The organism is Nocardioides lianchengensis, from assembly GCF_900101465.1.
In the GTDB taxonomy this organism is placed as follows: Bacteria; Actinomycetota; Actinomycetes; order Propionibacteriales; family Nocardioidaceae; genus Nocardioides; species Nocardioides lianchengensis.
In genome coordinates this window covers 29,988-44,390 of sequence record NZ_FMZM01000006.1, presented here as the reverse complement: position 1 = coordinate 44,390, position 14,403 = coordinate 29,988, and the positions used below count along the sequence as shown (strand labels likewise).

Sequence of the window (14,403 nt, the reverse complement as noted above, 5' to 3'; positions counted from 1 at the left end):
GGGCACTACTGGCCGCCCCCGAAGTCGTGGCCCCAGTAGGACACGGCCGTCGACTCGCGGGCCACCCAGCGGGCGTCGTCGACGGTGAGGCCCTCGGTGCCGAACTCGACATCGAACCCACCGGGCGACTTCACGTAGAAGGAGACCATCTCGTCGTTCATGTGCCGCCCGAGCGTCGCCGAGAGCGGCGCGCCGTGCTTGCGGACCCGCTCCAGCGCACGGCCGACGTGGTCGAGCTGGTCCACCTCGAGCATCACGTGGACGCACTTGGACGGGTTCGGCATCGGCAGGAAGGCCAGCGAGTGGTGCCGGGGGTTGACGCCCAGGAAGCGCAGCCAGACCTTCGATCCCGGTTCCTTGCCGACGAACTCGCCGGGCATGCTCATCGAGTCGCGCAGCCGGAACCCGAGCACGTCGGTGTAGAAGCGCAGCGCCTCCACGTCGTCGAGCACCGGCAGCACGATGTGCCCCATGCCCTGGTCACCTGTCACGAAGGTGGCGGCGTACGGCGTGACGATCGGCCGCGACTCGTAGGTGATGCCGTGGAACAGCTCGAAGACGTTGTCGAAGGGATCGGAGAAGCGGACCAGCTCCTGCACGCGACGCTCGTCGAGCTCCTCACGGGTGCCCTCCTCGAAGTCGACGCCCGCCTTCTGCAGGTGCTCGCGGGCCTCCTGCAGCGCCCGGTGGTCGGCGACCTCCCAGCCCACGCAGGACAGTTGGTCGACCTCGGCGGGCACGACGACCAGCCGCGCCGAGACCTCGTCGATGCGCCAGTACTGGTGCTCGGGGTGCGGGCCCCGGCCCTTGGCCAGCCCGAGCACCTTGCCGGCGAACGTCTCCCACTGGGCCAGGTCGGTGGAGTCGACGCGGACGTAGCCCATCGACTTGATGTCGATCGTCATGGCGACTCCTCCGGTGATCGAGCCTGTCGAGATTCGACGTGGCGGGCCAGGAACGCGGTCGAGATCTCGGCGAACTCCTCCGCCGCCTCGATCTGCGCCCAGTGGCCGCAGTGGGGGAACACGTGCAGCTGGGCCTTCGGGATCAGCTTGAGGGCGGCGAAGGCGCCGTCCAGCGGGTTGACCCGGTCCTCGCGGCCCCAGGTGAGCAGGGTGTGCTTGCGCAGCCGGTGGGCCTCGCGCCAGAGCATGCCGTCCTCGGCCGTCTCGGGGTTCCAGAACGACATGCCCATCGAGCGCATCGCCTCCTGCGCACCGGGCGCCGTCGCGTCGGCGAAGCGCTCCTCGACCAGCTCATCGGTCACCAGCTCCTGGTTGACGACCATCGTGGAGATGAAGGCCCGCAGCGCCTCCCGGGTGGGGTTCGCGCCGAAGTCCATCAGCCGCTGGACGCCCTCGGTCGGGTCGGCGTGGAACAGGTTGAGCGAGAGCCCGCCCGGACCCATCAGGATCAGCCGTCCGACCCGGTCGGGGTAGGTGAGCGCGAGGCGCATCGCCGTACCGCCGCCGAGGCTGTTGCCGAGCAGGTGCACCCGCTCGATCCCGAGCTCGTCCATCAGGGCGACGACGTGGTCGGCGGCGTGCCGGTAGAAGTTGCCGACCACCGGGGGCTTGTCGGAGCCGCCGAAGCCCGGCTGGTCGACCAGCAGGGTCCGGAATCGGGAGGCGAAGTGCGGCAGCGCGCGGCCGAAGTTGGACCACGCCGAGGCGCCCGGGCCGCCGCCGTGCAGCATCAGCAGCGGCAGGCCGCCCCCGAGATCGCCGCCCGTGCCGGCCTCGTAGTAGTTGAGCGTGATGTCGTGGGCCTTGGCGGACCGCCGCGTCGCCTCCTGGGAGAGGTCGGCCATCAGTACATCCCCGGGTCGACCTTGTGGCCGAACTCGTGGGCGCCGTAGACCTGCAGCGCCCGCTCGGGGTCGTTGGCCGCGTGCACCCGGCCCGCGTGCGCGTCGCGCCAGGCCCGCTGGAGGTAGGTGCCGTTGGCCAGCGCCCGCCCGCCCGAGGCCTCGAACAGCGCGTCGATGGCGTCGATGGCCCGCTGGGAGCCCAGCACCTGGTCGCGGCGGACCCGCAGGCGCAGCTCGAGCGGGATCTTCTCGCCCTTCTCGACGTGGGCCATCTCCTCGCGGATGTTGTTGGTCAGCAGCGCCCAGGCCGCGTCGATCTCCGAGGAGGCCTTGGCGATCCGGACGGCGGAGAACGGGTCGAGCGACGCCTTCTCGCCGAGGTACGCCGCGCGGGTGCGCTTCTGCTGCATCTCGACGTGCTCGGCGTAGGCGCCCCGCGCCATCCCGATGATCGGCGTGGTGATCGTGCCGGTGAAGATCGAGTGGAACGGCAGCTTGTAGAGGTCGGAGGTGTTCTGCGCCTGGCCCGGGCCGCGGCACTGGCCGGTCTCGCCCATCGACAGGGTGAAGGCCTCGGGGATGAACACCTCGTCGACGACGATGTCGTTGGAGCCGGTGCCGGCCAGGCCGACCATGTGCCAGACGTCGACGATCGTGTACTTCTCGCGCGGCACCATGAACGTCTTGAAGTCGACGACCTGGCCGTCGGCGTTGAACACCAGCCCCCCGAGCAGCACCCACTGGCAGTGGTCACAGCCCGAGGAGAAGCTCCACTTGCCGCTCAGGGTGTAGCCGCCGTCGGTGACGGTCGCCTTGCCCGTCGGGGCGTACGACGAGCTCAGCCGGGTCGTGGTGTCCTCGCCCCACACCGCCTGCTGGGCCTCGTCGGCGAAGAGCGCGACCTGCCACGGGTGCACGCCCACGACGCTGGAGACCCAGCCGGTGGAGCCGCACGCCGAGGCGATGTCGCGCACCGCGGTGTAGAAGGTGACCGGGTCCGCCTCGAAGCCGTCGAACCGCTTCGGCTGCAGCAGCCGGAAGAAGCCGGTCTCCTCGAGCTCCTTGATCGACGCCTCGGGCACCACCCGAAGACGCTCGGCCTCGTCAGCGCGCTCCCGGAAGGTGGGCAGCAGGTCGCGGACGCCGTCGAGAACAGCCTGGGACATGGACTTCTCCTGTCGTGGTCGGACAGCAGCAATACTAGAACACGTTCTTGTTTTAAGAGAAGTGCCGTGCGGCGGCGTCGACCCGGGCGTGGTGGGCGACCCAGTCGTACCCGTCGTCGATGTTGGCGTCCTGCGGTCGCCGGCCGACCGCGCCGTCGACCGACTCGCGCAGGATGTCGGCGTGGCCCGCGTGCCGGCTGGTCTCCGAGAGCATGTGCACCAGGACCTGGTGGAGGGTGACCCGGCCGCGGTCGCCCGGCCACCACGGCACCCGACCCTCGGCGTCCAGGTCGAGCTCGGCGAAGGTCCGCGCCGCGTGCTCCCAGGAGGTCCGGTAGAGGCCCAGGACCCACTCCCGGGTCTCGTCGACCGTGAGAACGAGATCGTCGTGGGGGTCCGCGGCGTCGTCGTGCCAGGGCAGCGCGATGCCGCTGGGCCGGCCGAAGGTGTCGCCGAAGTAGCCCAGCTCCACGCTGGCCAGGTGCTTCACCAGGCCGAGCAGGTTGGTGCCGGTCGGCGTCAGGGGGCGGCGGGCGTCGTACTCGGAGAGGCCCTCGACCTTCCAGACGATCGCGTCGCGCGCGGACTGGAGGTACTCGACCAGGGTGGCCTTCGGATCGCTCATGCGACTCCCCTACCCCCAGTCCGCGGTGAGCAGCAGCCGGCAGGCCCGGCGCAGGCTGGCCTCCGCCTCCTCGAGGCTGATCTCGCCGGCGACCGCCCAGGTCAGGACGCCGTACGCGCACTGCTCGACGAGGCGTGCGAGGTCCTGGTCGTCGTCGGTGGGCTCGACGATCCCCGCACTGCGCAGCACCAGGTCGCGGAAGGACGTGTCGTTCTGGGGCCCCGACGCCGAGCGGACGATGTTGATCGAGGTGACCATGGCGCGGGCCAGCAGCGGACGGGCCATCAGCCCGCGCGCCGCGCGCACCAGCAGCTCCGAGACCTCGGCGACCGGGTCCAGCGTCGGCCCTTCGGGGATCACCCGGCCGATCGCGGCGATCTGGCCCTCCATCACCCCGGCGAGCAGCAGGTGCTTGGACGGGTAGTAGCGGTAGAGGGTGCCCAGCGCTACCCCCGACTCCTGGGCGATCTCCTGCATCTGGACCTGTTCGAGACCCCGCTCGGCGACCAGCCGCGAGGCCGCACGGCGGATCCGCTCCCGCCGCTCCACCTGGTCCCCGGTCGCCGGCTGGGCCGGTGCGCGGGTCTCTCCGAGGCGGGCCATGGCTCATCGTCACCGCGGGCCGTCCGGGTCGCCGCCGGGTCGTACCGGTCACCGGGACCGACGCCCGGAGCGGCTGCGGGGCCGGTGTTGGCTGCGCCCCATGGACCTGACGCGATGCGGCCCGTGGGCGGTGGTGGCGGGCGGCTCGGAGGGCGTCGGGGCGTCGTTCGCCCGGCAGCTGGCCGAGGCCGGGATCCACCTGGTCCTGCTGGCCCGCCGGCCCGAGCCGCTCGAGGCGACCGCGGCCGAGTGCCGCTCGCTCGGGGTGGAGGTCCGCACGCTGGCGCTCGACCTCAGCGCGGCCGACGCCGTACGACGGGTCGCGGAGGCGACCGCCGACCTGGAGGTCGGCCTGCTGGTCCTCAACGCGGGCGCCAACACGCACAGCGAGGAGTTCGTCGACGGCGACCTCGCCGCGTTCCAGCAGGTGATCGACCTCAACGTCACCACGCCGCTCGGTCTGGTCCACCACTACGCCGGACCCATGCGGACGCGCGGGCGGGGCGGGATCCTGCTGGTCGGGTCGATGGCCGGCTACCTCGGGTCGACGCGGCACACCGTCTACGGCGGAGTGAAGGCGTTCAGCCGGATCTTCGCCGAGAGCCTGTGGCTGGAGCTGCGCGAGCACGGCGTGGACGTGCTCGAGCTGGTCCTCGGCGTCACCCGCACGCCCGCGATGGAGCGGGTGGGGCTCAACTTCGACGTCCCCGGCATGCTCGTCGCCGAGCCCGACGACGTGGCCCGGGAGGGCCTCGAGCGTCTCCCCCACGGCCCGGTCCACGTCGCCGGCGGCAACGACGCCGGCGTGGCCCACCGCAACGACCCCGACCGCGCAGCGGTCGTCCTCGGCGCGCACCGGATGATGCGGAAGCTGATGAACCTCGACCACTGAGACGACGGTGCTCCTAGGCTCCCGCCATGAGTCTTGCGCCGCCGCCGGTCCGGACCACCGTTCGCCCCGCCCTGCGCCGTGGGGTCCTGGCGCTCCTGCTGCTCGGCTCCGCCGCGAGCACCTACGCCTTCCTCGACCAGCCCTGGTACGCCGTCGACGGCGCCACCCGGGTCGTGAACGGCTTCTGGCAGCTGCCGGACGACGGCAGCGGGACCACGACCCTGATCGGCTACCGGACCCAGCGCTCCCCGCTCCTCTGGCTGCTGCTCGCGATCTGCGTCGCCGCCGGCCTCGGTACGGCGATCCGCCGCGCGTCGGTCGCGCTCGCGGCCCGGATCACCGCGGCGTTCAGCGGATCGGCCCTCGTCGTGGGCATCGTCGTCTGGACGTCGTGGACCCTCGCGATCCGACGCGAGACGTTCGCCGAGGACGCGGGCACCCGGCTCTCCGCCGGCTTCGTCGTCACCGTCGCCGCGCTCGTCGTCCTCACGGTCGCCGGGAGCGTCGGACTGCGCCGCGACGCGTCGTACGACGGCAGCAGCTAGGCGCCGAGCGCCTCGCGCACCCGGCAGGCCGCGGCCCGGGCGAGCGGGCCGAGCCGATCGGCGCGGCCGGCGGGGACGACGAGCTCCAGGGCCGCCCCCGAGGCGACGGGCGAGGCGATAGCGACCAGGCCGCCACCGAGCTCCCCGCGGACCAGCTGGGTACGACGGGCGCGGTGCAGGTCGGCGTACAGGCGGGCGAGGTCGACGCCGCCGACGCGGTCGTCGACCTCCTCGGGCGTGAGAGTGGCGAGCGCGGCCCGGCCCAGCGCCGAGCGCTCGGCGCGACGGCGGCTGCCGACCCGCCCGGCGCCGTCGCCGCGGCCGTCGAGCAGCACCACGTCGGCGCCGTCGAGGAGGCCGAGGTGCACGACTCCACCGCAGGTCGCGAGGCGGGCGAGCTCGGGGGCGGCCACCTCCTGCAGGTCGACGCGGGTCTGGCCGGGGCGGCCCCAGGTCCGGCCCCGCCGGCCCAGGACGTAGCCGCGGTCGGTGTGGGCGAGCCAGTCGAGACCGACCAGCTGGTCGAGGATCCGGTGCGCGGTCGAGCGCGGCAGTCCGGTGTGCACCGCGACCTGCCCCAGGGTGAGCCGGCGCTCCGGCTCCTCGAACGCGTCGAGGATCAGCGTCGCGCGCCCCAGCATCGTCGGCAGCATCTCGTCCGGTACCGCAGTCGCAGTCATCCGACCCTCCCTCACCCGTCCGTCCCAAAACTGGAACGAATTCTAGTTTTGCCGCACAGTAGCGCTCCCGATGACCGGGACGCCAGGAAATCGCCAGACACGCGGGGCATAGAAGGAACAGGTGCGCATCGGCCTGTCCACCCCCGTGGTGGTCCAGCTCCCCGGGCACCGCTCGGACTGGGAGGAGCGGGCGACGGTCGAGGACCTCGCGCGCGTCGCCGCGGTCGCCGACGCGCTCGGCCTCGACCACCTCACCTGCTCCGAGCACGTCGCCGTGCCCGTCGAGACGGCGGCGACCCGCGGTGCGACGTACTGGGACCCGCTCGCGACGCTGTCCTTCCTCGCCGCCCGCACCACCCGGATCCGGCTGGCCACGTCGGTCCTGGTGCTCGGCTACCACCACCCGCTCGCCCTCGCGAAGCGCTACGGCACCCTCGACCGGCTCAGCGGCGGGCGGGTCGTCCTCGGCGTCGGGGTCGGGTCCCTGGAGCAGGAGTTCGCGCTGCTCGACGCGGCCTGGGACGACCGCGGCCGGCGCGCCGACGACACCCTCCGCTCCCTGCGTGCGGCGTGGGGCCGACCCGAGGTCGACGGTCTGGTGATCGAGCCGCACGCCACGTCCACGCACGTCCCCGTCTGGGTCGGGGGCCGTACGGCGCGCTCGCTGCGGCGGGCCGTGGAGCTGGGTAACGGGTGGATGCCCTTCGGCCTCCCTTCCGACGAGCTCGGCGCACTGCTGGCCCGCGTCGAGCTGCCCCCGGACTTCGAGGTGGTGCTCGGACCGGGCCGCCCGCTCGACCCGCTCGGCGACCCCGACCGCGCCCGGCGCCGGCTCATCGCGCTGCGCGACGTCGGCGCGACGGTCGCATCCTGCGCGGTCCGAGCCGACTCGGCCGACCACTGCTGCGACCAGCTGGGCGCGCTCCGCGACCTGGCCGACGAGATCGGAGACTGAGGCATGGAAGAACGACTGGCGGCCCTCGAGGCACGCCTCCAGCGGGTCGAGGACGAGCTGGCGATCACTCGGCTGGTGGCGTCGTACGGCCCGCTGGTCGACGCCGGCTCGGCCGACGAGGTCGCCGGGATCTGGGCCGAGGACGGCGAGTACGACGTCGAGGGCTGGCACATGCGCAGTCGCGCCGACGTGCACGCGATGGTCCTCTCCGACGGCCACCAGCACCTGATCGCCGGCGGCTGCGCACACTTCCTCGGCCCCGCGCACGTGACCCTGGACGGCGACGACGCCGTGGCCGTCTGCGAGTCGCTGCTGGTCCGCCACCGCGAGGGCGCGTTCAACGTCCGCCGGGCCGGCGCCAACCACTTCCGGCTCCGACGGCTCACGGAGGGCTGGCGGGTGGTGCACCGCACCACCCGGGCCCTGGACGGCTCCGCCGAGGCCCGCGAGCTCCTGGCCGGTGCCCGATGAGCGGCCAGCTCGAGGGCCGGGTCGCCCTGGTGACCGGCGGCGGTGCCGGGATCGGCGAGGGCATCGTGCGCCGCTTCGCCGCGGAGGGAGCCCGTGTCGTCGTGGCCGAGTACGACGAGGAGGCGGGTCGCGCGGCGGCCGAGTCGGTCGACGGAACGTTCGTCCGTTGTGACGTTTCACAGCGCGATCAGGTCGACGCGGCCGTCGCGGCGGCGGTGGCGACGTACGGCGCGATCGACGTGGTGGTCAACAACGCCTGGGGCGGGGGCGCGATCGGCCGACTCGAGAAGAAGACCGACGAGCAGCTGCAGCACGGGATGGCGGTCGGCTACTTCGGCCCGTTCTGGGCGATGACCGCGGCGCTGCCGCACATGAAGGAGCGCGGCTGGGGCCGCGTGGTCAACCTGTGCAGCCTCAACGGGGTCAACGCCCACATGGGCTCGCTCGAGTACAACGCCGCCAAGGAGGCGCTGCGCACCCTGACCCGGACGGCCGCCCGGGAGTGGGCGGCCACCGGCATCACGGTCAACGCCATCTGCCCGGCCGCGAAGAGCCAGGCCTTCTTCCGCGCGATCAGCGAGTACCCCGACCTCGAGGCGCTCGCGGACGCGGCCAACCCGATGGGCCGGATGGGCGACGCGTACGACGACATCGCCCCCGTCGCGGTCTTCCTGGCCAGCGAGGGCAGCCGCTACCTGACCGGCAACACCCTCTTCGTCGACGGGGGCAGCCACATCAACGGCGCCGCCTGGGCGCCCGACCTGGACTGAGCGAGGCACGAGCTCAGTCCAGGTCATCGGTGGTCGAGTAGCGGGGCGCGACTGAGGAACGAAGTCGCGCCCGGCGTATCGAGACCCGGACCGAGCGAGGCACGACCTCAGTCCACGTCATCGGTGGTCGAGTAGCGGGGCGCGACTGAGGAACGAAGTCGCGCCCGGCGTATCGAGACCCGGACCGAGCGAGGCACGACCTCAGTCCACGTCATCGGTGGTCGAGTAGCGGGGCGCGACTGAGGAACGAAGTCGCGCCCGGCGTATCGAGACCTGGACCGCGGCTCCATCGGCGGCCGCTAAGACAACTCCTCAGTAACTTCGGCCGACTTCCGCTGTGACCGTTGACACCCAGTGACGGACGTCATACCTTTCCTGGGCGCGCGCATCCTGAATCGTTTCATCACTCGGAAGGAACCCTCAGTGGCGTCCCCCCATCCCACGTACCGCCGCGCCCTCGCGACGGCCGCCATCGCCGTCCTCGGCGTGACCACCGCCCCGGCCTGGTCGCCGGCACCCGCCCTCGCCGCCGTCGCGGCCCCGACCTCGGCCCCCGCCTCCGTCGACCTGAAGGTCGGCGGACTCGTCGACCCGCTGGGCATCGACGACACCACCCCCACCCTGCAGTGGCGCCCCGGCACCGGGCTCCTCAACCAGCAGGCCTACCAGGTCCGCGTCGCGTCCAGCGCCGAGAAGCTGTCGACCCCGGACCTCTGGGACACCGGCAAGGTCGTCGGCTCGACGCTGCAGACGACGTACGCCGGCCGGGCGCTCGACTCGCGCGACCGCGCGGTCTGGCAGGTCCGGGTGTGGGACGCCGCCAACCGGGTCAGTGACTGGAGCGATCCCGGGCGCTTCGAGATCGGCCTGCTGAGCCCCGCCGACTGGCAGGCGGACTGGATCACCAACCCCGAGTGGGTCGAGCCGCTGCATCAGGACGTCACGTTCACCGCGCCGCAGACCGCCCAGTGGGTCCGGCTCACGGTCACCGACCTCGGTCGGCCCGGCGAGCCGCTCGACGACCCGGGCTGGCGTCCGCGCCTCGAGCTCGGCGAGGTCGTGCTGCGCAACGGCGACGACCCGGCCAACGTGGTGACCGGCGCGACCGTCACCGCCTCCGAGAACAAGAGCCAGACCGGCGTGTGGAACCCGTCGTTCGTCGTGGACGGCAAGCTCACGACCGCCACCGCCCCGCGCGGCTACCGCAGCACCTACCACCCCGAGACCGACGTCAAGGACAAGCCGATCGTCCTGACGATCAAGCTCCCCGAGGCGCGGACCTTCGACACGGTCGAGCTCTACTCGATGTGGGACAGCCCGGGCCAGTACGGCACGACGCCGAACTTCCCCCGCGACATCGCGATCTCCACCTCCACCGACGGCACGACCTTCACCGAGCGCGCCAAGGCGACCAAGCTGCCGGCCATCTCGACCACGCACGAGGCGCCCGACGCGCTGCCGGTCTTCGCGACCGACTTCGAGGCCGACGACGTCGCCTCCGCGCGCCTCTACGTCACCGGACTCGGCGTCTACAACGCCAGCATCAACGGCAAGCCCGTCTCCGAGGACCTCCTGGAGCCGGCCAACACCTTCCACGCCAAGCGGGTCCCCTACGCGACGTACGACGTCACGGATCTCCTCGCCGACGGCGCCAACAGCCTCGGCGTCGAGGTCGGCAACGGCATCTTCAACGTCTTCAACGAGCCGACGCCGGTCGGCGGCACCGCCCGCTACGTGAAGACCGCCAGCGGCCACGGTGCCCCGCGGGTGCTGGGCCAGCTGGAGCTGACCGACAAGGCCGGCAACGTCACCACCGTCGCGACCGGCGCCGGCAACGGCACCCCGTGGCGCACCACGCTCGGCGAGGTCACCTTCACCAACTGGTACGGCGGCGAGGACGTCGACGCCCGCCGGCACCTGGACGGCTGGGACGAGGCCGGCACCGACCGCAGCTCGTGGGCGACGCCGGTGGCCTCGCAGGCGCCCAAGGCCACGACCCGCCTGGTCGGGCGCGTGCAGCCCCCGATCCGCCAGGTCGACGAGCTCGATACCACCTGGTCCCAGCTCGCCAACGGCGACTACCTGTTCGACTTCGGGGTGAACTTCGCCGGCTGGCAGCAGCTGAACGTGTCCGGGCCCGCGGGCACCGCGATCACGATGCGCCCGGGCGAGCGGCTCAACCGCGACGCCGACGGCAACCCCACCGGGGTCAACCAGGACAGCTCGGGCAAGAACGCCTACGACACCTTCACCCTCGCCGGTGAGGGCACCGAGACCTTCACGCCGCGCTTCCGCTACCACGGCATGCGCTGGCTCCAGGTCAGCGGTCTGCCGTCGGCGCCCACCGCCGAGACCCTGAAGGGCCTGGTGCTGCGCACCTCGAACGAGGCCGTCGGCGGCTTCGAGACCTCCCACGAGACGCTCGGCAAGATCAACACGATCATCGACCGGTCGGTGCAGAGCAACATGTACTCGATCCTCACCGACTGCCCGCACCGCGAGAAGCTGGGCTGGCTCGACCAGACCAACCTCAACTTCGACACCGTGGCCCGCGGCTACGACATGCAGGCGCAGTACCGCAAGATGCTGCAGGACGTCGCCGACTCCCAGACCGCCAACGGCCTGATCCCGACGACGGCTCCCGAGGACTCGCTCTTCGCCGGCGCGTTCCGCCACGACGCCAACTGGGGCGCCACCATGTCGGTCTCGGCCTGGCAGGTCTACGAGGAGTACGGCGACCGCGACCCGATGGAGCGCTACTGGCCGAACATGGTCGCGTACGACGAGTTCCTCTCCTCGCAGGCGACCGGCTTCATCCTGCCCGGCGGCCTGAACGACTGGGCCACCCCGGAGGAGGCGGCCAACAAGGTCCCGGACGCCTTCGTCCAGACCTACGCCTGGCACAAGATCGTGCGCACCATGGCCGACATCGCCACCGTGCTCGGCAAGCCCGCCCAGGCGCGGACCTACGCCCAGAAGGCCGACCGGATCGCCACGGCGTTCGACGCGACCTACTACAACCCGACGACGAAGGTCTACAGCGTCGGCAGCCAGGCCGCGCAGGCCCTCGCCCTCGACGAGGACCTCGTCCCCGCCGAGCGCCGCCAGGAGGCGGTCGACGCGCTGCTGGCCCGCATCACGGCCAACGGCAACCAGTTCATGGTCGGCGAGGTGGGCCTCTACGCCCTGCTGCGGGTGCTCGCCGAGGAGGGCCAGGACGACCTGGTCCACGCCCTGGCGACCCGGCCGACCGGCAACAGCTACGCCAAGTTCCTGGGCCAGGGCGCCACGTCCCTGCCCGAGCACTGGTCGGGCATGACGAGCACCGGCTCGCAGAACCACTACATGATGGGCATGCTGTCCGGCTGGCTGAACGGCCACCTCGCGGGTCTGCAGCAGGCGCCCGGCTCGGTCGCCTGGGACCACGTCCTGGTCGAGCCGTCCCTGGTCACCGGGGTCGACAGCGCCAGCACGTCGTACGACTCCGTCCGGGGTCCGATCGCCACGGCGTGGAAGCGCACCGGCGCCGAGCTGACGCTCGACGTCACGATCCCCGGCAACACCGTCGCGACGGTGCGGGTGCCCAACGCCGCGGACGGCACCGCGGCCTACGGCCCGCGGGACGCGAAGGTCGTGCCGAGCGAGGTCGACGGCTACACGCAGTTCGAGGTCGGCGCGGGTCGGCACTCGTTCGGCTCCGGCGGCCAGGCCCCGTCGTGGGCCTCCGCAGTGACCATCACCGGCGCCACCCAGGTGTACGGCGTCCGCGGGGAGATCGTCGTCGACGTCACCGCCGCGGACGGCCGGCCGGTCACCGACGGCACGGTCACCATGACCGGCCTGGGGGCCGCTCAGAAGGCCGCCGTCTCCGGTGGGCAGGCGCGGTTCACCGCCCCCGCCACGCTGGCGCCCGGCACCCGCACCCTGCAGGCCGCCTACTCCGGGGGGGACCGCCTCGGCGGGTCCGCCGCGAGCGGCACGCTGCGGGTCACGAAGGCCAAGGTCCGGGCCCGGACCGCGGTCGTGAAGAAGCCCGGCGTACGCACCGCCGGTCGGATCCGGGTCGGCCTGGCCTCGACCACCGGTACCGCCGCCGGCGCCAAGAAGGCCAGCGGCAAGGTCCGCGTGCTGCTGGTCAAGGGCGGCCGCACCGTCGCCGTGACCGGCAGGGCCCGGAACGGCGTCGCGGTGGTCCGGGTCGCCCGGCTGCCGCGCGGCTCCTGGGCGATCAAGGTCCGCTACGCCGGCGACACCCGCTACACCGCGCTGACCACGACCCGCACCGGGACGGTCACGGTCAAGCGATAGCGGTCACGCACGGCCAGGAGCAGCTCAGAGCGGCTGGGGCTGGGAGAAGAAGCCGTCGGCGTCGTACGACGTCGACACCCGCCCCAGCCGCTCGGCGTTCGCGCCGTAGTAGGCCGAGCGGTAGTCGTCGATGCTCGCGTCGGCGTAGTTCACGTAGGCGTGCTCGCCCCAGTGCGGGACCATCGCCGCCCGGAGGCCGCGGACGTAGCCGTCCGCGGCCTTCGCGTCTCCCGGCGGGAACGTCGCGGTGTACTGCACCGTCGCCAGCGCCTCGCGGTGCACGAACGCCGTGTCTCCCGGGGCCAGGTCGCCGACCCGCCCGCCCAGCGCGTCGATCGAGAAGCCGGCCTCCTTCAGCCCCGCGTCCTGGGCGGCGCGCACCCGGTCGAGCAGGTCCGCGATCCCGCGATCGTCGAGCGGGTCGTAGGCGACGTGCGAGGTGGCCGCGAACGCCTCCCGCTCCCCCGTCCCGCCGAAGGCGGCCATCTGCTCGCGGTAGCCGCGCGCGTGGGTGGTGCGGACCGTGGGGGCCGGGACGTCGTCGAGCAGCCCCGCCAGCTGCCGGTCGAGGTCGCCGGTCGGTCCGGTCCAGGTCGCCGACAGCAGCAGCGTCGGCCCGTCGGGATGCTGCTGCCCACCCAGCGCCTTCAGCGTCGACCAGAGCCGCGCGTCGGCCGTCGGCGCCCACTCCTGCCAGGCGGCGACCACCGTCGCGGCCGCGTCGAAGGACCACTCCAGGTACGCCGTCCCGACCGTCGGCGCCTCGGCCGTGGCGACCTCGAAGGACGTCACGACACCGAGGTGCCCGCCGCCGCAGCCGCGCAGCGCCCAGAACAGGTCGGGCTCCGCGTCGGCGCTCGCGGTGCGGACCCGCCCGTCGGCCGTCACGACCTCCATCGACGTGACCGCGTCGCAGGTGAGTCCCATCGCCCGCGTGAGCACGCCGACCCCACCGCCGAGCGCGAGCCCGCCGTACCCGACGGTCGCGCAGGAGCCGCCCGCGATCGCCCGGTCGCGGGCACCGAGGGTGTCGTAGACGTCGGCCAGCAGCGCCCCCGGGCCGATCGTGGCGGTTGTGCCGTCGAGCTCGACCCGGTCGAGCCCCCGGCAGTCGAGGACCAGCGCGCGCGGCGACCCGCCCCCGGACCATCCGGGATAGCTGTGCCCGCCCGACCGCACCGCCACCGGCAGGTCGTGGTCGCGCGCGAACCCGATCCCGGCCGCCACGTCGGCGGCCGACGCGACCGCGAGCACGGCGAGCGACCGCTGGTCGTCGTACCGCGGGTTCTGCAGCAGCCGCACCTCGTCGTACGACGGGTCGCGCGGGCGGACCAGCGAGCCGTCGACCGACCGCTCGAGCCGCGCCCACGGGACCTTTCCGCCCGCCGCGGCCGAGGACGGCGTCGGGGCGGGTGGCGCGGCGCCGTCCCCGCTCGTGCACGCCGCCAGCGTCCCGATCGCCCCGGCCGTCAGCAGCCCCCGTCGCGTCCAGCTCGTCACCCGACCACGCTACGACCCCGCCCCACCGGTGGTTGAGCGGGTTGCGCAGCAACCGTGTCGAAACCCGGTGAGCCGACC

General features: G+C 72.8%; 13 protein-coding genes. 6 read left to right on the top strand and 7 right to left on the bottom strand.

All coding sequences use genetic code 11. From position 1 onward, the window contains the following. Window positions 1-5 precede the first annotated feature (5 nt). Genes hsaC through BLT76_RS11835 form a run of 5 tightly spaced genes read right to left on the bottom strand, consistent with a single transcriptional unit; the run spans window position 6 to window position 4,204 of the window. On the bottom strand, window positions 6-905 hold the full coding sequence (gene hsaC, locus BLT76_RS11855) for an iron-dependent extradiol dioxygenase HsaC (RefSeq protein WP_090855813.1): 900 nt from the start codon (window positions 903-905) through the stop codon (window positions 6-8). Then, complete coding sequence (gene hsaD, locus BLT76_RS11850) at window positions 902-1,810, bottom strand: 4,5:9,10-diseco-3-hydroxy-5,9,17-trioxoandrosta-1(10),2-diene-4-oate hydrolase (protein ID WP_090855810.1); 909 nt, start codon at window positions 1,808-1,810, stop codon at window positions 902-904. Before hsaD ends, hsaC begins: the two co-directional genes overlap by 4 nt. Next, window positions 1,810-2,976 carry a 3-hydroxy-9,10-secoandrosta-1,3,5(10)-triene-9,17-dione monooxygenase oxygenase subunit gene (hsaA, locus tag BLT76_RS11845; protein WP_090855807.1) on the bottom strand — a complete coding sequence of 389 codons (1,167 nt, stop codon included), beginning with the start codon at window positions 2,974-2,976 and terminating at the stop codon, window positions 1,810-1,812. Before hsaA ends, hsaD begins: the two co-directional genes overlap by 1 nt. Before the next feature lie 52 nt (window positions 2,977-3,028). Then, window positions 3,029-3,601, bottom strand: a complete 573-nt coding sequence (locus tag BLT76_RS11840) for a DinB family protein (RefSeq protein WP_090855804.1) — start codon at window positions 3,599-3,601, stop codon at window positions 3,029-3,031. 9 nt (window positions 3,602-3,610) lie between these two features. Next, the gene (locus tag BLT76_RS11835) at window positions 3,611-4,204 is read right to left on the bottom strand and encodes a TetR/AcrR family transcriptional regulator (protein ID WP_090855801.1); all 594 of its coding nucleotides are present in this window, start codon (window positions 4,202-4,204) and stop codon (window positions 3,611-3,613) included. 100 nt (window positions 4,205-4,304) lie between these two features. Between BLT76_RS11835 and BLT76_RS11830 the strand changes: the two genes are divergently transcribed. Together BLT76_RS11830 and BLT76_RS11825 are read left to right on the top strand one after the other, a co-directional pair. Continuing rightward, complete coding sequence (locus tag BLT76_RS11830; protein ID WP_090855798.1) at window positions 4,305-5,096, top strand: SDR family NAD(P)-dependent oxidoreductase; 792 nt, start codon at window positions 4,305-4,307, stop codon at window positions 5,094-5,096. A gap of 26 nt (window positions 5,097-5,122) precedes the next feature. Further along, on the top strand, window positions 5,123-5,641 hold the full coding sequence (locus BLT76_RS11825) for a hypothetical protein (protein WP_090855795.1): 519 nt from the start codon (window positions 5,123-5,125) through the stop codon (window positions 5,639-5,641). Here the strand turns inward: BLT76_RS11825 and BLT76_RS11820 are convergent. Next, on the bottom strand, window positions 5,638-6,321 hold the full coding sequence (locus BLT76_RS11820) for an IclR family transcriptional regulator (RefSeq protein WP_090855792.1): 684 nt from the start codon (window positions 6,319-6,321) through the stop codon (window positions 5,638-5,640). The genes BLT76_RS11825 and BLT76_RS11820 overlap by 4 nt on opposite strands. A 121-nt stretch (window positions 6,322-6,442) precedes the next feature. Between BLT76_RS11820 and BLT76_RS11815 the strand changes: the two genes are divergently transcribed. The 4 genes from BLT76_RS11815 to BLT76_RS11800 all read left to right on the top strand — a co-directional run bounded on the left by BLT76_RS11815 (window position 6,443) and on the right by BLT76_RS11800 (window position 12,825). Next, the gene (locus BLT76_RS11815) at window positions 6,443-7,276 is read left to right on the top strand and encodes a TIGR03619 family F420-dependent LLM class oxidoreductase (RefSeq protein ID WP_090855788.1); all 834 of its coding nucleotides are present in this window, start codon (window positions 6,443-6,445) and stop codon (window positions 7,274-7,276) included. A gap of 3 nt (window positions 7,277-7,279) precedes the next feature. Next, a complete protein-coding gene (locus BLT76_RS11810; protein ID WP_090855785.1) occupies window positions 7,280-7,747 on the top strand; it encodes a nuclear transport factor 2 family protein in 468 nt (155 codons plus the stop codon). Continuing rightward, window positions 7,744-8,517 carry an SDR family NAD(P)-dependent oxidoreductase gene (locus tag BLT76_RS11805; protein ID WP_090855782.1) on the top strand — a complete coding sequence of 258 codons (774 nt, stop codon included), beginning with the start codon at window positions 7,744-7,746 and terminating at the stop codon, window positions 8,515-8,517. The genes BLT76_RS11810 and BLT76_RS11805 overlap by 4 nt, the downstream gene beginning before the upstream one ends. A 423-nt stretch (window positions 8,518-8,940) precedes the next feature. Next, window positions 8,941-12,825, top strand: coding sequence for a family 78 glycoside hydrolase catalytic domain (locus BLT76_RS11800; protein WP_090855779.1), 3,885 nt, complete (start codon window positions 8,941-8,943; stop codon window positions 12,823-12,825). A 24-nt stretch (window positions 12,826-12,849) separates the two neighbouring features. Here the strand turns inward: BLT76_RS11800 and BLT76_RS11795 are convergent, their stop codons facing one another. Further along, the gene (locus BLT76_RS11795) at window positions 12,850-14,325 is read right to left on the bottom strand and encodes an FAD-binding oxidoreductase (RefSeq protein WP_090855775.1); all 1,476 of its coding nucleotides are present in this window, start codon (window positions 14,323-14,325) and stop codon (window positions 12,850-12,852) included. Window positions 14,326-14,403 lie beyond the last annotated feature (78 nt).